The organism is Bacillus sp. FSL K6-6540 (assembly GCF_038007545.1).
In genome coordinates, this window is sequence record NZ_JBBOXH010000001.1 from 5,293,061 (window position 1) to 5,318,316 (window position 25,256).

Sequence of the window (25,256 nt, forward strand, 5' to 3'; positions counted from 1 at the left end):
AATATGGAATGTCTGCCCTTACTTCATAAACGAAACCTAATTTTGCATATACCCCCTATGTGTCCGATCATCGGAATTACCCATTCTATACTGCCGGCCTCACCTCCTTCACAATAAGCAGGAATCACCCTTTCAAGGACCCGATCATCACGCCTTTGACAAAATACTTCTGCACGAACGGGTAAATGACCAGTACCGGGGCGCTTGCCACCACGATCAGCGAATACTTCAGCAGATCCTTCAGCCCTTCGCGGACCAGCAGCTCATTCACGTTGGTCACCATCTCGGCGCTGACGGAATTCAGGATCAGAATATCCCTCAGGAAGATTTGAAGCGGAAACAGGCTGCTGTCCTTTAAATAAATCAGGGCGTTGAAATAGGAGTTCCAATGGCCGACGGCGTACATCAGCGCGAGCACGGCCAGGATCGGCTTGGATAACGGAAGGACGATTTTCAGAAAAAAGGTAATGTCGCTGCTGCCGTCCATTTCGGCCGCTTCGGCGAGCTCCTCCGGGATCGTGGTTTGAAAAAAGGTTCTGGCGATGATGACCTGAAACACGGCTAACGCACCCGGTATAATCATGGCCCAGCGCGTGTCGAGCATGCCGAGCGACTTTACGAGCAGATAGTTCGGAATGAGCCCGCCGTCAAAAAACATCGTGAACACCAGCAGCATCATGATGATGTTGCGAACGTAAAACGTCTTTCGGGCTAACGGATATGCAAGCATCACCGTGAATGCGACGTTGACAAGCGTGCCGACAACGGCATAGAACAACGAGTTGCCAAACCCGATCAGAATATTGGAATTCTGGAATACCGCTTTGTAGCCGATCAGGGTCACGTCCACCGGCCACAGCCACACCTTGCCCGACGACACTGCGCCCGGGGAGCTGAAGGATGCGCTTACAATATGCAGCAGCGGAAACAGAATGACAATCAGGACGACGGATAGAAACAAATACACGATACCAAGGAAAATCCGGTCTGCAGCGGACTCCCGTACGGTTGATCTGCTCATGCGATTCCTCCTACCATAGACTTGTGGATGAGACTTTTCTGGATACGTAATTGACGATGACCAAGAGAATGAAATTGATAACGGAATTGAACAGACCGATGGCGGCGGAGAAGCTGAAGTTCGCTCCGAGCAGGCCGACCTTGTACACATAGGTGGAGATGACCTCGGACGTGTTCTGATTCAGCGGGTTTTGCATGAGATATATTTTCTCGAAGCCCAGGCTCATCAGATTGCCCAGATTCAATATGAGCAAAATGACGATGACCGGAAACAAGCTGGGAATATCGATATTGATGATTTTTTGAAACCGGGTCGCCCCGTCCACTCGAGCCGCCTCGTACAAATCGGGATTGACTCCCGCCAAGGCCGCAATATAAATGATGGCGCCGTAACCGGTGAACTGCCATACATCGGACCAGACATAGATCGATTTGAACAGCTCCGGCACGCCGAGAAAATCAACGGTTTCCAGTCCCAGCGCCCGGAACAGGTTGCTCATCAGCCCGGTGTTGGGCGAGAGGTTCACGATTAGAATCGAGACGATGACAACCGTTGAAATAAAGTACGGCGCGTAGGTCACCATCTGGACGGTTTTCTTGAATCGGCCGTTCCTGATCTCATTCAGTGCCAGCGCCAACAGAATGGGGGCAGGGAATCCGACCAGCAGGCCGTACAGGGAAATCTCGAGCGTGTTGCGGACATACTGCCAGAAGAACGGCGCATCGAACAATTGCCGGAAATAATCGAACCCTACCCAGGGACTGCCGAAGATCCCCTGTACGACGTTGTATTCCTTGAATGCAATCAGTACGCCGAACATCGGAACGTATTTGAAGAGGATGATGTAGACTAACGGGAAGAACACGAGCAGGTAGAACTGCCAGTGCTTCATCAGCTTCTTCCTCGTTCGGTTCATGGGCTTGTTCGATGGTAGATTCGTTGGTGCCTGTGCATCTGCAGGTACTGGAATTGCGCTGCTCATACGAGCCAATGGGGTCACCCTCCTTCGCTTTGTGTTGGTCCCAAGTTTAGAGCGGACGGTTCCATCCGATCAATAAACAAGATTCTCCGAATCAACGTATTTCCGCGAGCAGGGGAAAATTTCAGAGCCGGCAGGCCGTGAGAGCGATAAACCTTTTTCCGCCGCTAAACCTCTCTCCGTTGACGGCAAAAAAGCCCGCAGGACAGCATCGTCCGCAGGGCTCTATACTTGGTTCGAGTATGCATGGAAGGGACTCCGAAGGACTCGTTAATTCCCGAATTTCTGCTGCTTGATAGCAGCTTGCTCACGATAATCCCCCGGCGACATTCCCATCAGCTTTTTAAACATCCGGCCAAACGAGATGGCGTTGGAATACCCGACTTCGGTGGCGATATCCTGTACGGGCAGCAGGGTTTCTTCCAGCAGTCTCCGGGCATGGTTCATCCGCAGCTCGATCAAATAACCCACGAATTTCTGGCCGGTCTCCTCCCGGAACAGCTTGCTCAGCGTTTTCCAGTTCATGCCGAAGCGTTCGCTTAAATAATTGAGGGACAGGTCCGGGTTGCTCGAGTTTTGCTCCATAAACAAGCGTACCTTCTGAATCGTGTCCGCATGATTTCGGCCCTCCATGAGAGCGAGGATGCTGTCGTACAGAGCGGATAAAGCCTCCCCGAGTTCCTGTTCCAGCTCCTCCAGCGTATCGGACGACTGAAGCGCGTTCCGTAAGGCAGGCTGCCCCTCCGTAAGCCACAATTCCTGAAATTCCTTCGCCATTCGGGACATTTCGCATCCCAGCGAGTACATCATGTAATCCGCCAGGTTCACCACGCCGTCCCGGTCCAGCATGTTCTGCTCGATGTTATGGATAAGGGTACTGTATTTCTCCTGCCAATCCTTGTTGACGAGCCGGAAGGACTGCGCCATCGAGCGGATCAGGTTCAGAAAATCAAATGCATTCCCCCGGTCCTCACCGGATACTTCGGCGTAATGAATGATTCGGTTGTCGCCGAGGATCATTTTGTATTTCAATGCGGCGCGTGCCTGCTCATAGGATTCCGGGATATCCGTATACCGCTCCGCTTTCTCCCCGATGCCAACGGTTATGGTCAGCTTCAGGTGCTCCTCCACCCACTGGCGGGCTTGCTCCAGCAGCGTGGCCACATGCCGATTGGGATCCTGATCTTCCGCTGCCGCGAGAACTCCCAGCTTCGAGGCTGAAATCCATTCCGTCCAAAGCATCGTTTCCTGCCCGGCCGCAATTTCTTGAACGACGCTTTTTAAGGCAAACTTGATCAGATACTGGTCCTGCTGGGGATACTGTTCGCAAAACAGCGGGTATTTATCGATTTCGATGACATTGACGATCTGTGGTTGGGACAGGTCCGGCAGCCCCATGGCTTCGCGCTGCTCGTTCCACTGCTCCAGATGAGAAGGATACTGTCCCTCCATCAGCTGCTGAAACAGGTACGCTTTGCGCAGGAGCAAATCTTCACGGTGCTGCTGCTGAAAGCTGCTCGCCTGTTCCAGCAGGCTCTCCAGCGCCGATTCGATAAAAGCAAACTCATCCTGTTTGCCGCCATGGAGCAGAACGCTCGTTTTGGTCTGCGAATATTTCGAAATCCGGGACACGATGGCTTCAATCGGCTTATAGTTCCGGCGCGTGACGAATACGATCCAGGCCACGCCGGCCATGCACATCAGAAGGCCGACGATAAACCAGACATTGTACAATTGGCTGACGATACCCACCACCCTGCCTTGGGTAAGCCCCCCTTCGTAAACCCATCCGGTGTAAGGGGATATCGCTTGGGACACAAGTTCCCCGTGATCGGCGCCCGAGGTGCCGGCGATCAAGGAACGGCCCACAGTGTCCATCACATGAATGAAGCTAACTTCGGGATTAACCATGCCCTGAATCATGTTATGTATGGCGTCCACCTTGATATTGACGGCAATCACGCCTTTGCCATGGGTAACGAAGGGGGCATCCCGTACCAGGGTGACCACCTGCTGCGTGCTGTTAAAGCTGAATTCCCGGAAATTCCGCATGGCACTCCATTTTGCTTCGCTATTGACCTGGCTCAGATAAGGCTGGAGAAAGTCATAATCCGCATAATCCTGCAAACGGAAAGTGGACGAAGAGCTTAGGACGAATTCATCCTGGGTTCGAACTAGGACCATGGAATCCACAAGCGGGTTGGAAACCTTGAACTGCTTCATGGCCTTCACGGCCTGCATGTTCAAATAGACGTTGTCCTGATCCTCTTGATTGAAAAATCCCGACATATCAGGGTTGAACAGCAATTCCTGCACCAGCATCTGATCGATGGCCTTCAGCGAATTGTCGACCGAACGCATCGCCTGCTGAATCATCGTCTCATTAGCCTGAATCGCGCCTTGCCGCGACTGTTCCCCGAGCATTTGGAAAAAGACAAAAAACACAAAGGAAATCACGATAAAGAAGACCGGCATATACGATAAAAGCTGACGGTAAAACCACGCTTTCCTTCCCATAGGCATCCCCCTGAGCGATTAATTCCTTATCTCGTCATCGATTGAAAGTAATTTCATCATAGAAGAACGGACGGGGTTTACCAACACTTTTTTGAACCTCGGAAGAAAAACAAGTCTAAAGCATCACGACTTCCATAGCATTTACACCGCCCTTAACCTATGGTAATTATCCATTGCTCGGCAAAGAGCGGTCAGCCGCCGACAGACCGGAACTATGGATTCGGAGGAGTGGGCACCGCCGGTTCTCCCTCACGTCCAAGCCGCCGGCTTGCCGTTTCCCTGCGGCCCGTCGCAGGAACATGAGCTCCTGTTTTGGCCAAACCGAATCTCGGCATGTTGTTGTACAGGCATTCATGCTGCCCTTCCTGAACAAGATAGGTTTCGTGAAATATCCCTACGTCCCCTCCCGTTCCGACCTTGCGGTTGAAATCCCGCCATGCCTTCAGGTGATTGGCTCCGTGGCGTGCATAATGCTCCAGGTGTTCGAAGCTTCTCCAATATTGGATGAGGGTAAGTCCCCGCCCTGAAAAATGATAGGTACCGTCCATGAAGCCGAGCTCCTCCTTGTTCCGGTACAGCTCCTGAAGCATCGGGGTCATGGCATTCATGACAGGCAGCCACTTATGGACCGCCCACCACTTGTTAATCCGAAACCCGATCACGAATACAACGAAAGATCCGTCCATATGTGCGGTATATCGACCTGGAATCACTTTGCCCATGCTTGTTCACTCCTCTTCCTTTATTTCAAGCAGACCTAGGTGCGTTTCGTAAAAGCAGCCGATTTCCGTGGAATTGTACAACTGAGCCGTCAGAAACGCGCCATAAAAAGTGGTGAAGCAGATCTGCACGGCTTGCTCCAAGGTAAGGGCTTTGTTCAGCCTTCCGGCTTGATCTTCATCTTTCATGAACTGCTGGAACAAATCGTACATGTTGGGTGATCGGCTTCCCGCTTCCTCGTGACCGGGAAAGAGCAGCGATACTTCCGCAGGGCTCAGCTCCGGCATGCAGGGCTGCATGTTCTGCTCTGCGAGAAAGGAGATCAGGCTAGGCATCATACCAGGCCTCACTTGATGTTCCTTAGCCACTTGGGTTAGCAGATGCCGGAACGCCTGAAACCCTTTTTTCCCTTCCGTATCGATCTCGATGACCCGCTCGGTCAGCCATATCCGCATAAAATAAATCAGCAGATCCTCTTTGCGTTGATAAAACTTAAAAAAAGTGACCTTGGATATTTCTGCGCGCTTGCAGATGTCCTCCAGCATAACTTGGCTGAACATCCGGTCCTTCATCAAGGATAATGCCGCTTCATACAGCGCGATTTTGTTCTTGGCTTTTTTTAATTCCCTTAATGGGATTTCCGGATCCATTGTGATTAGCACCTCTCAAAAGTTAACTTATGTAAATAAATTAACACGAGTTAATTTATTTTGTCAACTTAGCCAAACAGACAGACAAAACACCCCTGACATCAGCAAGGCTGATGCAGGGGTAACGTTTTACGTTCACACTGTCTTTTGAATATGGCCCCTCTTCATTCACCAGTACATATCCCAATCTTTAAAGACCCTCACCAACGCCTCGAAATAGAAATAGTCCCCCCAAATGCAGCATTCGTCGATTCCGTTACCAAGCGGCTTTCCGTAAACCGCATGCTGCAGAATGCCGTTGGATTCAGGGAGCGTTGCCGTCGTATATCGATCGCTTAAAGACGCCAGGATGCGCAGTGCCGCGTTCTCGTATGTACGGCGCTGCGGATGCGAGAGTGGTACATGCTTGGCCAGCTCCAGCATTCCGCATACCGATATGGCGGCTGCCGAGCTGTCCCTTTCTTCCTGCCCTTCGGTGAATATCAAATCCCAATAGCACACATCATCCTCAGGCAGCCGATTCAAATAGTAATTCGTGACTCGCTCGGCATCATGCAGGAGTGTTTCTTCCTTCGTATAGGCATAACTGAGCGGCATACCGTAAATGGCCCAGGCCTGACCGCGGGACCAGCACGAATGATCCGCATATCCTTGGGACGTTTGTCCAAACCTTGGTTCTCCGCTCTCGACATCCATATAATACGTGTGATACGTTGAGGAATCCTCGCGGATCAAATAACGAGCGGACTGCCGTGCATGGTTTATGGCAGCGCGCCGATACTCCGGTTTGCGGGTTTCCTCCGTCGCCCAATAGAGCAAAGGCAAATTCATGCAGCAGTCGATGATCATTCGGCCGCGCTGTGACGGCCTGTCTAGCTTGCCCCAAGCCTGAATGATTCCGGCTTTCTCGAAATACCGCTCCATCAGCAGGTCTGCTGCGGCCAAGGCAGTCCGTCTCGCTTCTTCATTCCCGGTCAGCTTATAAGCGGCAACGCAGGACAAGGAATACAAAAATCCCAGATCATGCGTCTGCGTGGCGATGCGCTGCTCCACGCGCTCCTTGTAGCTGTGGAGCTGAAGCTCCGCAATCGACCGGTACTTCGTTTCCCCCGTGATCTCATAAGCAAGCCACAGCATCCCGGTCCAGAAGGACGAGGCCCATTCCGTATTGCCGATTGGCTCGTAAATATGATTGCGGCTTGCAGGAGATGGAAAACGGCCCGAAAATGTGTCTAAATTCTCATCGATCTTATGCAGCACGAATTCGATGGCGGCTTCGGTCCTTTGCCGGGTCCATGTCGTTGCCTCGCCGTATTTAAAAGGTTGCTGGATCGCTTCCATGGTAATTGGCCACTCCTCTCCTCGCTTAAGCGTTACTGCCCGCTTGCGCTCACCCGATATTTACCGGGGGTGACCCCCTCCAATTTCTTGAATGCCCGGATGAACACGACATCATTGGTATAGCCGACCAGTTGGGCCAGCTGCGCATTGGTCAGTTCCGATTGCTCCATCAATGTCTTCGCCTTCTCAATCCTCGCGCGGGTAATATAGTCGGTGATATTGCATCGATTCATCTTTTTGAAGAAACTCGAGATATACTGCGGCGTCATGCCGAAATGGTCGGCGATCATACCGAGTCCTAAATTATAATCGGTTAAATTTCGGTCGATGAATGCCATCATATCCTGCTGCAGCTGGATGCTGTGATCGCTATGCTCCGTATGAAAGAGACAAGTCAGTTTGTCATATAGCCGCTTGGTCTCGGCTTGCATTTCATCGCTTGTGGAACAACCGAATATGTGTTTTACGGGATCAAAGCTCGGCCCCAGCAGGCTTTCATGATCCGTGTTCGTCAAATTCAGTATTTTCAGAAAGGTGCTGATGATATTGAAGAACAAGCATCTTCCCAGTTCCGGGGTCATTCCCGCCGAATTAAAATTCATCGTATAAATATTGTCCAGCAGCTTAGCGACATTTTCCGTATCCCCGCTTCTCACATGGTTGACAAGCTGCGTCTCGAATTCGATCGGATAGTAATAATGATGCTTGATGTCCCGTACATGCCCGAAGTGAATGATGGAGTTTCTGCCGCTGAACATACGGTAATCCAGGGCGGCCATGGCTTCCAGATAAGCGCTACCGATCGTTCCGTTTCCTGTGTGTACGCTGCTGACGGCAATCGTCACGGAAATATGGAAACGGTCCTCCAGTACCCGGAGCAATCGCTCTGCAATCTCATGAAGGAAGAGCTCGGCTTCCGCCTCCTCAACCGGATGGAAATTAACCAGGATCGCTACCCGGTCGCGTTCCATATCGACGGCGAATCCCTGATGACCCGAATTTGCGATATCCGTGCCGATATTCGAGATAATAAACCGAATTTGCGTCCAACCTTGCTCGGATGGCTCCGGCGACAGCCTTGTAATATCCACGGCTTGAACAATGATTACGGCAAACGTCTCGGACGCGAAATGGATGCCCATGGTCGCTAATGTCGGCCCCCCTTGATCCCCCGCATGATCCGGATCGATGTACCCCCGAATGAGCCTTGACAGAAAATCGGCGCGGATGACGGGCGTCTGCCTGAACAGTCGCTCCCTCAGATGCCGCTGCTCAACGAGCGAGCCTTCGATCGTTTGCAATATGAAATCATATTCGTTCGCGGCCGGCTTATCCTGAACCGGCTTTCCTTGAAGAATGGCATCCACCACCCGTTTGACGGGACTATACTGTCGGTATGCAAACCAACAAGCAACGGCCGCTCCTGCGACAAGCGATGCGACAAACACCGTCAGGGCCATTCTCTTCAGTTGTGCTACTCGTTCCATGACACTGTCCATCGGCATGACGGACACATAATGCCAGCCGGCCTCCTTGGATTCCGTAAAGGTTACCATGCTGTCCGTGCCATTTAATGCTGTCTTGAACAATCCCGATGGACCGGCTAGTCTTTCCGTCACCTGCGCGGACAACTCCGAATCCGATGAGCTTGCAATCACGCCCCGTTCCTTATCGAGAATATATATCTCGCTGTCGTTGGCGGACTCGATTTGGCGGAACATCTCTTGAAGCTGCTGCCCATCGATCATAATAACCAGCGTTCCGCGGATATTGGACACGTCATGAAGCGGAAGGGATTGCGCATAGGTGATCACATCCGCCGGGTTGCCATTTCCTTGGTTCGGGTTCTGCAGCAGTACATCGGAGGGCAGGAACGCCTTGTTGTGGTAGCTGCCAAGCATCGTCCGCTTCCATGTTTCAAAATCCATATGCTCAAACCGGTAATACTTGTCGTAAAAGGTTCTGGCATCCGTCCGCAATCCAGGCTTCAGGATGACGTCTCCGGCCTGCAGATGAACATAGTAGTCCTTCACGAATCCGCTTACAAAAGATTGATAGCGATTTAAATAATCGCGGAGGAATTCTACCTGGCGGTACGCCCCTCCTTGATCATGCCGATCAAGATTCAGCAAATAAGCCAGTTTGGGGTTAAACATGATTTGCTTAGCCAAAATATCCACTTCTTTAAGCTTGCTGTCCATGGATAGCCGCAGCTGCTCCAGCATCGCCGAATTTGAACGCTCCGCATTGTTTTCCATCACGTTTTCCACCCGTCCATATAGAAAAAGCCCCACGGTCATAGGCAACAAAAGGATGAGCATATACGAAACGATCATGGTTTTCAAGACGCGTCCCCGGCTGCTCTTTCGCTTGCCGGGAAGAAGGCCGGGTATCGAGATCATGTCGCATTCCTCCAAGAAAATGTATGGAAACCTATTTCTTGAATCCTTCGCCGAACGGACCAGCAAACCCTTTAAAAATTTTGGTCACCCAGGTGAGAAGCGTCCCCATTAAAGGGATGTCTAAGTTTGGGGTACATCGTAGTATTTAAAGCGCCTGAACCAATCGCACGGAACGAAGCTTCACGGCAGCCGCCTGCCAAATTTCCGGTCCAAAAGGTTTGGGCTTCGCAAGCTTGCTCGATAAGGTCAACGCATACGTGCCCGGATTCTCTATTACGATCCGCCCGATCGATGAATGTATCTCAGTGTACGGATGCTGACAAGAAATGGAGTCGCTGACGACCTTATCCTCTCGGGGAACACACGCAATCGTCTGTCCTGCTGCCCGTACGGTGACTTCATGATCATATTCCTGTTCCCAAGCGGCATCGGATTTTTTGAAGTTGACGAGGATGACTTCATATATGCCGGACGACGCTGCCTTGAAGGTCCACCGGGCCTCGTTCATCCCGTTGCCTGTCGTTATTTCCGACAGGACAAGATCCAACTTAACAGCGCCGTTTGCCTGTTGGATAAAACCCTGATCTACATCGGTCCTGCCATCGAGTTCCAATGCTATAACCGATACATGGTCTTCTGGGGGAAGTTCAGGCAATCGGATCCGCATCTCGTGACGGTCCGTTTCCGGCCGATAGCTCTGGTGCACAGGAAGACATGTACTGGGGTCCGTGAGCAGATAAGCTTTTTCAACCGTATTTCTTACGCCGTTCAATACCAATTCTTCCGCAGGCCAATAGCGATTGTACACATGCAGGAAGAGCGTATCTCCTTTCACCGTAACCGCTCCCCATTCCAGCTCATAAGGGAACGGGCTTGCGCTTGTGCCGTAAACCGCCTCTCCATTTCGCCCAAGCCATTCGCCGACTTCCTCCAGGCGCAGAACGGATTTTTCCGGAATTATGCCTGTTTCCGTAGGGCCGACATTGAGCAGCAGGTTCCCTCCCTTGCTTACGATGTGCACCAACTTTCGGATCAGAGCATCCGTCGATTTCCACACTTGATCCTTGGTGCTGTACCCCCACGATTGATTTAGGGTCATCGGCGTCTCCCATTCCCGCGTTTCCTCGCCATGCATCGGGATTTCGTTGTCACCCTTGGATTGGTAGTCACCGAAATCAGGCCAATGGCTTACCCTGCTGTTAATCAGGCAATCGGGCTGAAGCCCACGGATCATGTTTACCATCGCTTCGCTCTCCTTCTTCGACAATCCCCCGGAGGTGTCGAACCAGAGCAGCCCGACCGGACCATATTCCGTCAGCAGCTCACGCACTTGTCCCTTCGCTTTATGGTTCCAGTAACTAAAGAACGCCTTCTTCTCCAGCTCATAGTCCCATAGATTGTTAAACGTATCGTGAAGCGCATGCGGATGATGCCAATCAATGACATGGGAATAGTAAAAGCAGAGCCGGATTCCTTCCTCCCTGCAAGCCTCGGATAATTCCTTCAACGGATCCCGGCCGAATGGAGAAGCATCCACGATATTGAACGAGTCCGTCCGTGAATGGTACATGGCGAAGCCATCGTGATGTTTGGCTGTGATGACGATATATTTCATGCCTGCCCTTTTGGCGCAATTGACCCAAGCCTTGGCATCATACTGCGTCGGATTGAATTCCTCGGCGAGTTTCTCATATTCCTTTACCGGTATTTTGTTGGCATACATGACCCACTCCCCTTTGCCGAGCAGCGAATATACCCCCCAGTGGATGAACATGCCGAATTTGGCATCCTTCCACCACTGCATCCGGCTCTTGCTTTCCGTTGCGATATCTAATGAGTCAGCCATCGTTCTCCTCCTATTCCTTAATGGCGCCGATCAAAACGCCTTTGACGAAATATTTTTGCAAAAACGGATACAGAAGCAGTATCGGCAATGTAGAAACGATAATCGTTGCATATTTAATGGTGTCGGCGATCGCCATCCGGTCTCCCGAGGCCTCCGTCATCATGCTGTCGGTCGTATTGGTTATGAGAATTTCCCGGAGCACGAGCTGAAGCGGGAATAGCTCCCGGTCCCTTAGATAGATGAGCGCTCCGAAATATGAATTCCAATGTCCAACGGCATACCATAAAATCATGACGGCGATAACGGGCATGGACAGCGGAATAATGATCCGGAACAGAATGATCAGATCGTTCGCCCCGTCGATTTTCGCCGATTCCTCAAGACTTATCGGAACGGACTGAAAGGCAGTCCGCATAATGATCATATTGAACGTCCCGATCATCCCGGGGATCAGCATCGCCCAGATCGTGTTCAGCATCCCCAGGTTATTGATCAGCAGATAAGTCGGAATCAGCCCGCCGCCGAAAAACATGGTGATGACGATCAGCATCATCAGGACATTTTTGAAGTACAAATTTCTGCGGGACAGCACATATGCGCCGATCGCCGTGGCCACCAGATTGATGGCCGTTCCCGCCACAACGTAGATTAGCGTGTTCCGATATCCCGTCGTAATCATCGGATTGTTAAACACCGCCTTATAGGCTTCGAAGTTAATATCAAGCGGCGCGAACAGCAGCCCCCGGTGCTGGGCCAATGAAGCGGGATCGCTGAACGAAGCGAAGGCAACGTACACGAACGGATATAAGGTGACGAAGCAGAGGCCCGTCAGGATCAACGCATTCAAACAGACGAAGGTTATCTCGCCTGCGGATCGATTGTTAGCCATGGATGCCCCCCTCTCTACCACAGTTTATGTTCGCTGACCCGCTTGCTGATCGAGTTCGCGAGTACAAGCAGGATGAAGCTGACCACCGCATTGAATAAACCAACGGCGGTCGTGAAGCCGTAATCCGTCTCCAGAACCCCTCTTCTGTAGACAAAGGTCGAGATCACGTCTGCCGTTTCATAAGTAAGCGGGCTGTACATCAGCAATACTTTTTCGCTGCCAACGCTAAGCATGGAGCCCATATTGAGAATGAAAATGATGATGATCGTCGGCAGCATGCCCGGCAGCGTGATGTGCAGCATCTGTTTCCAGCGGCCTGCGCCGTCCATCTTAGCAGCTTCGTAAAGGGTCGGATCAATGGTGGCGATGGCAGCAAGATAAATGATCGAACCCCAGCCCACGCCTTGCCAAATGCCGGAGCCGACATATATCGTACGGAACCAACTGGCCTCGCTCATGAACGGAATCGATTCGATGCCGAAAAAGCCCAGAATCTGATTCACCAAGCCATCTCTTGCAAGGAAATCGAACATGATCCCGGTCACGACGACGATGGATACGAAATGCGGCAAATACGAGATCGTCTGAACCGTACGCTTAAACAGCCGGCTGCGGATTTCGTTCAGCAGCAGGGCAAGGATAATCGGTGCCGGAAACGCGAAGATGAGCTCATAGACATTGATCAGCACGGTATTGCGCAGAAGGCGTTCGAAATAATAGCTGTTAAAGAAATTGCGGAAATGCTCAAATCCGATCCACTCGCTTCCCCATATGCCGTCGGCAATGCTGAAATCTTTGAAAGCCATCAACAGACCGTACATCGGTCCATAGTGGAAGACGGCATAGTATAGAATGACGGGAAGCGCCAGTATGTAGACGAATTTGTTCCGTTTCAAATCGTTCGCAATCGTTGTCCATTTCCCTTTGCGATGCTCGAAGGGATACTTCTGGGTGGCTGACAATCGAATCCCTCCCTCCAAATCAATTTATATTTCGCCAAGCGCGGCGGAGTCTGCATGTTTCCGCCGCTTCAGGACGTTTACCGTTTACCGTTTGCCGTTTACCGCTTACCGCTTACCGTAGCGCTCCAAGGCTTTCTGCTGTATTTCCAGAGCTTCGGCAAGACCCATGGATTCGATGGTTTTCACATACTTGTCAAACTGATCCAAAGGTTCGGCGCCCATGACGAACTTCAAGTACATCTCGTCCTTGTACGTGTTGATGTCCGTCATGATGGAAGCATAGCGGCTGCTCTCGGATTGGGTCGGCGTTGTGCGCGGCATTTTCTTCTCCATGGTCGGCTCTGCCCAGATGATCTTGGACTCCAGCTGATCCGGCTCGGTGGTGTATTGTTGATCGAACCGAATATCAAGCATGAACGGCCCGCTGAAGGTTGCGCGGTTGTGCTTGGACATGGACTGAATCACCGGCAGTCCGGAAGGGTCCTTCAATACTTCGGGCTTAAATATCGGCTTGCCGTCCTCCATCGAATAGCTGACGCCCTCTTTTCCGAAGTTAAACAACAGGGTGCCTTCCTCGGAATAGCCGTAATCCAGCCACTTCACCGTTTCAACCGGGTTTTTGTTGCTGGTGGTAACCGCTGCCCCGATTCCGTTAAACGCATGGTCCTTATATCCCCAGATTTGCTTGTCACCCTTGTTCATCACGGGGTAGGGGGCTGCCACCAATCTGAAGTTCGGATCTTTATCCTTCATGAGCGTTCCATACTTGCCGATCCCGCTGCCGGTGTATAGAACCGCTGATCCGATTTGCCCGCCCGTAATTTTGGCCTCCAGCATTTTCTCATCGGTCGTCGCAAAGTCTTGATCAAGCAAGCCTTCTTTGTACCACTGGTTCATGAGCGTCAGGAACTCCTTAAACCTCGGGTCCGTCGGGCCGTATTTAACCTGACCTTCCTCTTGGTAAAACCCTGCATTAATACCCCATGCCCCGAGAAAAGCGGTTGTTGTATCGACATCTCCTTTCGTCAGATACAGGGGAATCTCATCCGCCTTGCCATTGCCGTTCGGATCTTGCTCCTTAAAAGCCTTCAATACGTTGTACCATTCATCAACCGTGGTCGGCATCGATAGCCCCAGCTTATCGAGCCAATCCTGCCGGATCGTCGGTCCGAGAAATACCTTAAGCTTGTCGTCGGTGCGCAGAAACGGGAACACGTAGATGCTGCCGTCATCGGTCGTAATTTCCTTCTTCCACTCCGGATGCTCCTCGAGCACCTTTTTAAAGTTCGGGGCATATTGGTCGATCAAATCATTGAGTTTGATGATTTTGCCGTCCTTGATCGCCTTCTCCGGCCCCCCCGGATAGCCGGCCCATGAATATTCAATCACGTCCGGGAGTTTATCCGAAGTCATCATGAGGTTGAACTGCTCCGTCGCCTGCTGGCCCTGCGGAGGATGCTGAAAATCCACTTTCACCCCGGTGATCCTCTCCAGCTCCTTATAGGCCTCGATTTCGTTATAACTCTTCATCGTAGCGGACACCTGGCTAACGATTTGCACCCAATACGTCAGTTCCGATAGAACCGGAGGGGCTTCCGGGTCCGACGCTACCTCCGGTTGTTCCTTGGCAGGACCGCCGCACCCTGCCGCCGTGATGGCCATGGTGACGACAAGCAAAACAATCCAGAATACTTTAAACCTGTTGACCTTCATTATCATTTGCCTCCCTTTTCCTTTGCTTGTTGTGTGAACTTCTGGTTTGTTAAGCACCACCTTACTGAACATTTTGGCGATTGAACACTGCCGTGTTTTCTAATTGTGCAATATATTTTTAAGGCAGTACATTGTCTATATTTAATCTTGGACTGACTTATTTCATGATGATGGCCATTACAGAAATGAAGGGCGGCCATTTCGGCCGCCCTTCATTTCGCATGCTGCTAGGAAGCCGAGCTGCGGCTTCGGATGTAGTCTATGTCTCCAAGAAGTAGCTCCGCGAAGCCGAAATCGAGATGCTTGCCCTGCTGCGCCTTAATGGCATTCTCCAGCGAAATGATCGCATCCTCAGCTGCTTCACTTCCAGGCAAATGCTGCTGGAGATTCGCGATTTTGGCCAATAAGCTTTGCGTGATGCCGTGATTATCGATCCAGCCTTTCTCTTCCCCTGCTCTTACAATATCGTCGAGCTGTTCCTGATCGACAACAACTTCAAACGGGTATTCGCGAACCGAAATATTCCCGGCTGCATCTTCTGCCGTTATCTGAAGAGTGTGCGGTCCTGCTGTCAGCGTTAACGGCTCTCTAACCAGCGTTTCGGAAGCTTCCTTGCCATCCAGTTCCACGATGACGCCGGATACGCCGCTTAATGCGTCCGTGATGTGAGGTGATATAGTGAAACGCTGGGTTTGGTATACGGTCTGGGTCACGTTTGCCGTGATTTCCGGGCCGATCCGGTCGATCTTCACCGTCTTGGAAGCTTCGTCGCTTGTCACACCAGACATCGCGGCCGCCCGGGCATGTATCGTTGTCTGGCCTTCCACTTCGACAAGTATGGGAGCCGTGTAATCCGTCCATTTACCCTCCGGTCCGATTTTGTACTGGCTTCGCATGCCCGCCGCTTCAGCTTCCGGTGTCATAGTGATGGTGATCTTCACTGATTCGCGGCTCCACTCGGAATCCTGATCAACCTTGATCTCGGGAGGATCATTTAACGCGTGCGTCTCCCTTAAGCGCCAAAGCTCCTGCGAAGGTAAGGGTAAGTTCAAGGCGGCGATACGGGATTGAACCTCGGCCTTGGAATACGGAAGAGCCCATTTATCGAAGAACTCCGTAAGGTTCTCGCCAGCGGTTTTCGAGGCCATGATGACAAACGTGTCGATCTCTTCTTGGTTTGTCGCTGGCAGCTGTAATGCCGGCAGCTCCCGGTACGCCTTATGAAGCTCAGCATAAAAGTCCCATCCATATGCCAGGGAAAGCTGGCGGAACATCACGAGATAGCCGAAGAGATCCAGCTGGCCCGAGGTGCCGAACGACTTGCCCGGAAGATCGCTATCGATGTAATCAAATGCCCGGTCGTAGAAGTCCTTTCCTTCCGCGTTCCGAATCAATAAGTTGCTGCTGTTGCCGAATTTTTCTTGGACATATAAAGAATAAATATTAACGGTAATTTCGCCCGTTACGTTCCAGTTCCAAGCTCCTTGCTGATACTCGTGGCCCGTCTCGTGCCAGAAGCCCCATCCCCCCTGTGTAACTCGGGATACGTCCACGGCGTGGCCCGCCGAAGGATCGATGTGGAACATGATCGGATAGCCGGCGTGCATATAACCTGCACTAATCTGTCGATCCGCAACGTAACGGAACGGAAGGTCTATACTTTTATGAGGCAGCTGTTGATCCGGGGAAAGTCCCGCGACTTCCTCGGTGTAGTCCACGATCGCGTCCCACTTCTCCACTAATTGCTGCGGATCTTCTAGCTGCCTGATATACTCGGACGGAAGCGTCAGGATCACTCTGCGTCCCTGAAGCTCTGCCCATGGAGCGGGATGATGCCGAATCGCGTCTTCCCATTCAGACGGTGAGGTCTCACCAAGGATATAATAAGGAGCACGAACTCCGCCGCTGATTTCAACATCCTTCGCGACGCTCGGCTGCGGTTTGGTCGGAATCAGGTAAATCAGGCCACCATAAGGGCTGCGGATCCGATTCTCGCCCGAAAGGAGCGGCTTTCGCTGCGTTATGACCGGAGGTCGTTCCCATTCCGTTTTACTTGTCAAATTATCCGTGTGAGCCCCTACCTGCACATCTAAATTCTGGGTGCCTTCAGGAACATGAATCGTTACCCATTCTCCGGCCGGCGCGTATAACCCCGTGCTGATCCAATTCTTTGGAACCGTCCCTTGACGTAAATAGTCATAGGTTGAATAATCAAAATTCACGTGAACGGATTGTCCCGTCACTCTCGGGGCGTCCCCCGGAACGGCTCCAGGAAATTGATCGGCATAAGGGGATTTAGGTGCTGTCAGATCATTGCCGATCCGTCCCAATTGAAAAGCTAACAATGCGCTGGTATAGGGCGCTTTGGAACGGTCGAGCGGAAACGTAAGCTGGGACTCCAAATCGCTGGCATCCTGCTCGATCACAGCATACAGCGGGCTTTGCGGGGTGATGCTGCTAACAGTTCCGCCGGTCACCGAAGCGATGACCTGCAGCTTCTTGTCCGCGCCGGCGCCAGGTCGTCCGACGTTCACCTGATCCGGTGACAGCGTTCCAGCCTCAATCGCCTCGGCCTGCTCCAGCAGCTTTAGCGAATGATAATTGGCGGATTGCTCCGGTGTCAATCTGGGCAAGGTTTCCGTTCGAGTCGATGCCGTATTGTTCATCAGACCAAGACCCATCCGGTTCAATAGGCGCTGCACCGGGAAATCTTCACTGAGCCTGCCCGAACGGCCCTGATATTCATTCCCGAGGAAGACATGCGGATATTGCTCCATCACCCATCCTTTTAAGGGGACTACGACATGACCTCCTTGCGCGACGTAATGCTCGACGGCATCGACCTCGCTATCCTTCAGCGTCCCGTCAACATAAGCTACGGGGTAGCGGGACGGATCCAAATGCTCAGGCGTGAATTGCTCCAACCGGACCATATCGATCGGCACATCGGTCTCGATGGTATAATTCTTCCACGTTGCCGACAACATGGGCAATCGCCCCTTGCCTTCCAACGCCTCCTGATAGGTTAACGTCTCGGAATCCTCCGTTAACCACAGGAGGATGTTGCGTGCCACCGTCTTCCGCTCATCGGTAATATCGGAGGTGAATTTGAAATAGGAATCATCGCCTGCAACAACGACTTTGCCTTTTCCGTAGCGAGCGGCTGCAAGAATCGGCGTCGTGTCCGGGTTGACCGCCAGGACGAAGGCTTGGTCTCCGATGGCAGCGACACCTCCGTTATAGGTGGCCGTTACCGTCGGATAACCGGACAAATCCTTATAAATCACATCAAGATCATGCTGAGGCGCCATGCTCGCGGCGGTATTCGGGCCTAATACATGAACGTCAGCCTGCTCCGTCATTCCATCCGCCGCCATCAGTGTCTTCCCTGCCGGCGGAACGGCCGCAAGCGTGCAAGCAACCGCCAATAATAGCTTCAACCACTTTTTGGTGTGGAAACCCATCAATCGCTCAACTCCCTTGTCGATGATTTCGTAATAGTAACGAGAAACGAAGTGCTACCGCTTCACCTCCCCCTCCCCTCCAGTTTCCTTTTTCCCACGTCCTAAATATAAAACGGCCGCCCGGAACACCATACAGTCGATATTTAAGATCGGACTGTATTTTTTCCGGACGGCACTAGCTTTTTTTAATATTTGATTGACGGTAATCAATACGTGAAGCTGTTTTTCAAGATCATCCTCTGGCTGCGGCATCCGCATAGAATATAATCGTGTAAAATTTCGTTGTTTCATTCCCAGGGTTAACGTACCGATGGGGCCGGTTAGCCGAGAAATGGACGGAGCTTCCGGCAGGCACGGTATAGCTTTCGTCTTCGCGCCACAGCTCCAGCTCCCCCTGATGCACAAAAATATATTCCTCCACGCCGTCATTATGCGCTTCGGACCCATGGTCGCAGCCCGGATCCATAATGACCATATAGGACTCGAATTTGGTACGCAGGTTGTAGGAGAACAAAGGGTGCACCCGGTACGCGCCTTCTGCCTCGTGAAAAGGCTCCACATCATCCGGAGAGACCACGGTCACTTCGGTTTCCGCCTCCTCGATGAGCGTGGTGAATGAAATGCCGAGGCCGCTGACGATGCGCCATAATACGGAAATCGTCGGGTTTGAATCCCCCCGCTCGATCTGTCCCAGCATGGCTTTGCTTACGCCGGTCAACTCGGCTACGTTATCGAGGCTGAGGCCCCGTGATTTGCGGATGGCTTGCAGATTTCTCCCTACTTTTTTATGAATGGGTTCCAAGTGTAACCATATCCTCCTTCTGAAACTAAGCCGTTAACTGATCTTGCTCTGATCCGCTTGCGGCTTCTCCATAAGCTTTGACACCATATCATCGGTCATATGGTTCAAATCATATTGTACATCAAATCCCCATTCTTCGCGTGCTGCAGTTGCGTCTATAGAATCCGGCCATTCGTTCGCAATCGCTTGACGGACAGGATCCACGTTATAGTCGAGGCTGAAATCCGGTATGTGTCGGCGGATGCTGGCCGCAATCCCCTCAGGGTCGACGCTCATCGCCGTGACATTAAAGGCATTACGGTGCTTCAGCTTAGCCGGATCCGCTTCCATCAATGTCATGATGGCTGAGATCGCATCCGGCATGTACATCATGTCAAGGTAGGTCCCTTTATCAATGTAGGAAGTATAGCTGCCGCTGCGAATGGCGTCTACATACATCTCAACCGCATAATCCGTCGTTCCCCCGCCCGGAGGCGCGGAGTGGGAGATCAGCCCTGGAAAACGCAATCCGCGGGTATCCACTCCGAATTTATGGTAATAGTAGTCACACAATAGCTCGCCGGAGACCTTGCTGACTCCATACATCGTTAACGGGCGCTGCAGCGTGTCTTGCGGCGTTGCTCTTTTCGGAGTGTCCGCCCCGAATGCTGCGATAGAGCTCGGTGTAAAGAACTGGCAGGATAATGCCCGTGCCGTCTCGAGGGCGCTTAACAAACCGCCCATATTCAGGTTCCAAGCCAGTGCGGGATTGGATTCGGCCTTGGCCGACAACAGGGCTGCAAGATGGATAATCGTATCCGCCCGGTGTTCTTTAGCTGCTTCATGGAATGCTTGGTGGTCGGTTACATCCAGTGTTCGGAACGGTCCTGATTGCACCGTTTCATGCTGGATTTGGCGAATGTCCGTTGCGAGAACAGCTTCTACGCCGTAAACTTGCCGCAATTTCGCCACCAGGTCTGAGCCAATCTGACCGAGCGCACCAGTTACCATAATTCGTTTCATCACTTGTGCCCCCTTATTAGATCAGACCCAGCTCGCGTCCGATGGTTTCATATGCGGAAAGTGCGCGATCCAGCATCTCCTTCGTATGCATGGCGGTTGGCATATTCCGAACTCTTCCCGTGCCTTTTGGCACCGTCGGGAACACGATCGATTTGGCATACACGCCTTCTTCATACAATCTGGTGCTGAATTTCTGGGTGGTTGCTTCATCTCCAATAATGCAAGGCGTAATCGGCGTTTCCGTACGGCCGACGGAATAGCCAAGACGATTAAGGCCTTCCTGCAGATAACGGGTGTTCTCCCACAGCTTCATTTGCAGGTCTTTGCTGTTCTGCAGGATGTCGATAGCGGTAATGCAAGCGGCCACGGTACCTGGAGGCAGCGCCGTGGAGAACAGGAACGGCCGGCTGCGGACCTTGAGCCAATCGACCAGATCCCGTGATCCGGCAACATACCCGCCGACAACGCCAACCGCTTTGGACAGCGTGCCGATCTGGATATCCACTCGCTCCGACAATCCGAAATGCTTCACGGTGCCTGCTCCGCCGCCAAGAACACCTGAGCCATGCGCATCGTCCACATAAGTGATCAGATCATAGGTCTCCGCGATCTCCACGATTTCGGGGAGCTTCGCAATATCGCCGTCCATCGAGAACACGCCGTCGGTAATGACCATAATCTTGTTATATAAACCGGATTCTCTCGCTTCTTGGGCCTTCGAACGCAAATCGTCCATGTCCGAATGGTTAAAACGAATAACCTTCGCCTTGGTCAACCGACAGCCGTCAATAATGGACGCATGGTTCAGCTCATCCGACAAAATCGCATCCCCGGCACCCATCACCGCCGAGATCGCCGCCATATTGCAATTGAAACCGGACTGATAGGTCAGCACCGCTTCGGTTCCCTTGAACTGAGCAAGCTTCTCCTCAAGCTCTACATGAAGTGCAAGCGTTCCGTTAATGGAGCGAACGGCGCCGCTGCCGGTCCCGAAATCGGTCGTAGCCCGGATGGCCGCTTCTTTCAATCGCTCATCATTCGCCAGACCCAGATAGTTGTTGGAAGATAAATTCACGAATTCACGACCCTGAATGGTAATAAGCGGACCATTCGGACTTTCAAGAGGCTGGATCGTATTATAGAGTCCTTGCTGCTTGAGTTCTGTTAGATTATCCTGTAAGAAAGCGCTTAACGATTGACTGGACATATGAAATTCCTCCCGTGGATCCGAAGTATCTTAACGTACATATCATTTACCATTCCATTGTATGCAAAAAGCCACGCGCATGCAATATCCTGTACAAAAATATGTTATATTGCATAAATAAAAAAACCATGCTTCCTCAACCGAGAAAGCATGGCTTATTCATGGTTATTCTCTTAACGTCCAAATATCGGCTAGCGGCTCAGGCAAATTCAATGAGGCAATCCTTGCTCTTCCGTCATCCGTCAGGCCTATTGCCCATTTGTCGAAAAATTCAGTCAGGTCCTCCCCAGCCGTTTGAGAAGCTATGACGGCAAAAGTATCGACCGTGCCTTGAATTTCATCGCGAGATAATTCGCGGTATGTCTCGAATATCCGGGTGTAGAATTCCCAGCCGTAAGCAAGCTGAAGCTGCTTGAACATCACCAGTCTTTCATAATTGCCGATTTGGCCGTATTTTTTTGCCGGGTCTTTGTTCTCAACAAATGCGATCCCCCGTTCGTAGTAATCCTTGCCGTCATTCCCGACTTTCAATAGTTCGGAGGCATTCCCGTACTTTTCTTGGGTGTAAAGCGAGAACAGGTTAACGGTCACTTCCCCGACATCGCTCCAGGTCCATGTCCGCTGCTGGTATTCATGCCCAAGTTCATGCCAGAATCCCCAAGCGCTTGTTTTTACATAATGAACATCCAGCAGGTTGGCTGCATAACTGAACGGCAGCATGATTGGATATCCCGCATGCATTGCCCCCGAAGAGATCTGTCCGTCGGCGACGTAACGACGATTCAATTGATGGGCGGTATGCGGCATCGCCCTGTCCGGATCAAGACCTACCAGTTCATCATAACTGTCGTAAATTTCATCCCACGTCCGCATCAACTCCTCCGGATCGGCTACTTGGCGAATCAAATCCGAGGGGACCGTCAGGATAATACGTTCGCCTTGAAGCTCCGCGAAAGGGACGGCAACCGGCCCGGTGCGAATTCTCTCCCATTCCTCAAGCGTAGTCTTGCCAAGCACGTAATACGGTGCTTCCACCGCCCCGCTGATCTTGACGGTTGCCCGAAAGTCATTCTTCGCCTTTAGGGGAATGAGATATATGAGTCCACCATATGGGCTGTTAACTTGATGGATGCCCGGGGTCAGCTTCTGGTGGTTAACGATAAGCGGAACTCGTTCCCACTTGCCGGATCCTCTCAAATCGTCATCATGCGAACCGATTTGAACCGTTAAATGCTCCACGCCTTCCGGTACTTCAAGCGTAATGACTTTACCGGGGGGTGCATACAATCCGGTACTGATCCAGTTTTTCGACGGAAGGGCGTGCGTGTACATCGTGTTGGGGAAATCAAAGTCGACCTCGACTTCCCGGTCGTTAACGATGGCCGCTTCCTCCGAAACTACTCCCGGAAATGCGTCGGCATACGGAGATTTCTCGTTGGCCGGATCCAAGGTAAAATGACTGAAGCGGAAGTTATGCAGCGCATTCGTATAGGGCTGCTGAAATTTTTGGATCGGGAACTCGGCGGGCGGCAGGCTGCCGGCCTCTGTATCTGCCCAAGCGTTCAGGGGGGATTCGCTGGATAACGTTTCGAGCGTCTCGTTTAGTATATGGTAGAGCCGCTCCTGTTTTTTGTTCGCAGGGGTGCCCGGCGGACCGATATCGATTTGATCGTAAGTGATCGTTCCCTCTTCCACTTCCTTGCCTTGAGCAAGCCGTGTCTTGATATGATGATCGTTGGCTTGCTCATAGGTCAATGCCGATTCGCCCACACTTGACTCCGAACCTCTGTTCATCAGCGTCAGCCCAGCCCGGTTAAGCAGCTTTTGAATCGCAAAATCACGGCTCAGTCTGGCTCCCCTCAGATTGCCTACCTGAAGCACGATTTCCTCTGTGGTATCACGCGTTATTCCCTCGATGCCGCTCAGGTTATCCGCCACGACAATGCCGCCGCCTGACCGTAGATATTGATCCAGCGCTTCCAGATCCTTTTCCTTCATCGTATGGTCTACATAGGCTGCCGCGTATTTTTGCGGATTCAGGTTTACGGAATCCCAACTGTCGATTTTCACCAATTCGATGGGCAAATCCGGGTTTACCGCAAGCCCGGCGGAGGTAGTTATCAATCGAATCTTCTTCCCAGATTTCTTCAATGCATCTTCGTAGCGGTTCGTATGATCGTTTCCTTGACCTTGATTCGTGGTGGCATCTTCGGTCAGCCACCATAAAATATTCCGGGCCAGTTTTCCGGCAGTATCCCCCGCCGACTCAGTCAGATTAAAATACTCCTTGCTCCCGGCGACAACGATACGCCCTTTACCGTAACGGGCTGCCGAAATCGTTGGAATATAATCGGGCACGTTGATATTGAATGCCGCATCCCCTACTGCAGCAACACCGCCGCCAGCGAAATATGGTATCGCTTGCAAATCCTTATAAAATATGCTGAAATCGTTCTTAAGCACGTCGAGCGGCGTTCCAGCCGACCAAGAAGCATCAGCCAATCCGGATGATTGAAGCTCGGTTGGTCCGGTGACGTCTGCCTGCGAAAAAGCCGTTACCGTATGTTTACTGATCTCCGCAGGTTCGGCAGCTGCAATGGATGCGGTCATTAATAATACGGCGGACCCGATTACTGTGTATTTCTTAATCCGTTTCATCATCTTCATTCCTTTATCGATTCCTCCTCGACTTCATTGGAAATTCTGGTGGAATGGCAGATCAGCCATAAGCTTTGAAGTCATTACCTCCCCCTTGATATGTCATTGAATGCTGTTCCTCATTTAGCTTAATGAATGCCGCTCGGATTTGAAATGCATAAAAAACACAACAATGTATCCAAAATACACAACCGGTAGGGGGCAGCCAATGGATATTAACCACCTGAAGTTGATTCAGAATTACCTGGCTAACGCGAATCTTCGCTTATCCATTGCCAAGGTTGATAAAGTGTCCCAGAACTGGCGCTTCTTTAATATGAGGCCGTCCTATAACGCCCTTTATTTTATAAGGGAAGGGGAAGGCTGGATTAAGATCGACGAACAAGAATATTTTCCCTCCCCCGGGCAAATCGTGCTCATGCCAGCCGGATCGGTTCATTCCATCTCTGTCGTCAACGACAATACCTACAGGAAGTTCTGGTGCCATTTTACCGCCAAGGTGGACACCCTGAACTTGTTTCAGCTAATTCATCTTCCCCACGTGCTGGATGTACCGGACGAGTCATATATGGAACGGTTATTCAATGAACTGATCGATGCCTATCGGAGCAGCGCTTGGACCGCACCACTGCAAAGGAACGAAATATTGATGAAGCTTGTCCGACATTATCTTGACATCGTTCCCGATCGCCAAATCTCGCTGTCCATGCTGCCTGATATGCAGAAGCTGAACGCAGTATTCCAGTATATCGAAGAGCATATCAACGATAACGTCAGCGTGGAACAGCTGGCAGGACTTATCCATTATAATCCCAACTATTTCATCCGCTTCTTCAAATCCAAAATGAAGATGACACCCGTGCAGTATATTATTAAAGTCAGAATCGAGAAAACAAAGGGTCTATTGATGACCACGGATTTAACACTGGAGGAGATCGGAAGAAGGGTGGGGATGGAGGTTCATTATTTATGCCGGGTATTCAAGCAATTCACTAACATGTCACCGGGGGAATTCCGTAACCAGATCATGTCGAACCGCTAATAAAAATCTCCCTGGGATGTTCCGGAATGTGATTCCGATAC

Annotated in this window: 17 protein-coding genes; 1 reads left to right on the forward strand and 16 read right to left on the reverse strand. The window is 51.5% G+C overall.

Features of this window, described 5'->3' with window-relative positions; genetic code table 11:
• Window positions 1–124: 124 nt before the first annotated feature.
• The 16 genes from MHH82_RS23575 to MHH82_RS23650 form a co-directional block, all read right to left on the reverse strand.
• A complete protein-coding gene (locus MHH82_RS23575; protein WP_009593621.1) occupies window positions 125–1,021 on the reverse strand; it encodes a carbohydrate ABC transporter permease in 897 nt (298 codons plus the stop codon).
• Window positions 1,022–1,031: 10 nt separating this feature from the next.
• Window positions 1,032–2,003: an ABC transporter permease gene (locus MHH82_RS23580; RefSeq protein WP_015736745.1), complete on the reverse strand. Its 972-nt coding sequence runs from the start codon at window positions 2,001–2,003 to the stop codon at window positions 1,032–1,034.
• Between the two features lie 267 nt (window positions 2,004–2,270).
• Window positions 2,271–4,517, reverse strand: coding sequence for a helix-turn-helix domain-containing protein (locus tag MHH82_RS23585; RefSeq protein WP_340968014.1), 2,247 nt, complete (start codon window positions 4,515–4,517; stop codon window positions 2,271–2,273).
• 212 nt (window positions 4,518–4,729) lie between these two features.
• Window positions 4,730–5,239 carry a DUF4188 domain-containing protein gene (locus tag MHH82_RS23590; protein ID WP_340968016.1) on the reverse strand — a complete coding sequence of 170 codons (510 nt, stop codon included), beginning with the start codon at window positions 5,237–5,239 and terminating at the stop codon, window positions 4,730–4,732.
• 6 nt (window positions 5,240–5,245) lie between these two features.
• A complete protein-coding gene (locus MHH82_RS23595) occupies window positions 5,246–5,887 on the reverse strand; it encodes a TetR/AcrR family transcriptional regulator (protein ID WP_036660150.1) in 642 nt (213 codons plus the stop codon).
• A gap of 168 nt (window positions 5,888–6,055) precedes the next feature.
• Window positions 6,056–7,228, reverse strand: a complete 1,173-nt coding sequence (locus tag MHH82_RS23600) for a glycoside hydrolase family 88 protein (RefSeq protein WP_340968019.1) — start codon at window positions 7,226–7,228, stop codon at window positions 6,056–6,058.
• A gap of 32 nt (window positions 7,229–7,260) precedes the next feature.
• Window positions 7,261–9,630 (reverse strand): helix-turn-helix domain-containing protein, encoded by a 2,370-nt coding sequence (locus tag MHH82_RS23605; RefSeq protein WP_340968020.1) that lies wholly within the window; start codon window positions 9,628–9,630, stop codon window positions 7,261–7,263.
• Window positions 9,631–9,775: 145 nt separating this feature from the next.
• Window positions 9,776–11,476 carry an alpha-L-fucosidase gene (locus MHH82_RS23610; RefSeq protein ID WP_036660147.1) on the reverse strand — a complete coding sequence of 567 codons (1,701 nt, stop codon included), beginning with the start codon at window positions 11,474–11,476 and terminating at the stop codon, window positions 9,776–9,778.
• Between the two features lie 10 nt (window positions 11,477–11,486).
• Window positions 11,487–12,365 carry a carbohydrate ABC transporter permease gene (locus MHH82_RS23615; protein ID WP_015736752.1) on the reverse strand — a complete coding sequence of 293 codons (879 nt, stop codon included), beginning with the start codon at window positions 12,363–12,365 and terminating at the stop codon, window positions 11,487–11,489.
• A gap of 14 nt (window positions 12,366–12,379) precedes the next feature.
• On the reverse strand, window positions 12,380–13,327 hold the full coding sequence (locus tag MHH82_RS23620; RefSeq protein WP_036660146.1) for an ABC transporter permease: 948 nt from the start codon (window positions 13,325–13,327) through the stop codon (window positions 12,380–12,382).
• Window positions 13,328–13,432: 105 nt separating this feature from the next.
• Window positions 13,433–15,040 (reverse strand): extracellular solute-binding protein, encoded by a 1,608-nt coding sequence (locus MHH82_RS23625; protein WP_015736754.1) that lies wholly within the window; start codon window positions 15,038–15,040, stop codon window positions 13,433–13,435.
• Between the two features lie 227 nt (window positions 15,041–15,267).
• The gene (locus MHH82_RS23630; protein ID WP_340970127.1) at window positions 15,268–18,504 is read right to left on the reverse strand and encodes a M60 family metallopeptidase; all 3,237 of its coding nucleotides are present in this window, start codon (window positions 18,502–18,504) and stop codon (window positions 15,268–15,270) included.
• A gap of 232 nt (window positions 18,505–18,736) precedes the next feature.
• Window positions 18,737–19,306 carry a helix-turn-helix domain-containing protein gene (locus MHH82_RS23635; RefSeq protein ID WP_090909377.1) on the reverse strand — a complete coding sequence of 190 codons (570 nt, stop codon included), beginning with the start codon at window positions 19,304–19,306 and terminating at the stop codon, window positions 18,737–18,739.
• A 33-nt stretch (window positions 19,307–19,339) separates the two neighbouring features.
• A complete protein-coding gene (locus MHH82_RS23640; protein WP_015736757.1) occupies window positions 19,340–20,308 on the reverse strand; it encodes an NAD-dependent epimerase/dehydratase family protein in 969 nt (322 codons plus the stop codon).
• A gap of 16 nt (window positions 20,309–20,324) precedes the next feature.
• A complete protein-coding gene (locus MHH82_RS23645; RefSeq protein ID WP_015736758.1) occupies window positions 20,325–21,515 on the reverse strand; it encodes a glycine C-acetyltransferase in 1,191 nt (396 codons plus the stop codon).
• Window positions 21,516–21,680: 165 nt separating this feature from the next.
• Window positions 21,681–24,182: a M60 family metallopeptidase gene (locus MHH82_RS23650; RefSeq protein ID WP_340968030.1), complete on the reverse strand. Its 2,502-nt coding sequence runs from the start codon at window positions 24,180–24,182 to the stop codon at window positions 21,681–21,683.
• Window positions 24,183–24,381: 199 nt separating this feature from the next.
• Between MHH82_RS23650 and MHH82_RS23655 the strand changes: the two genes are divergently transcribed.
• Window positions 24,382–25,215, forward strand: a complete 834-nt coding sequence (locus MHH82_RS23655) for an AraC family transcriptional regulator (RefSeq protein ID WP_340968031.1) — start codon at window positions 24,382–24,384, stop codon at window positions 25,213–25,215.
• Window positions 25,216–25,256: the final 41 nt, after the last annotated feature.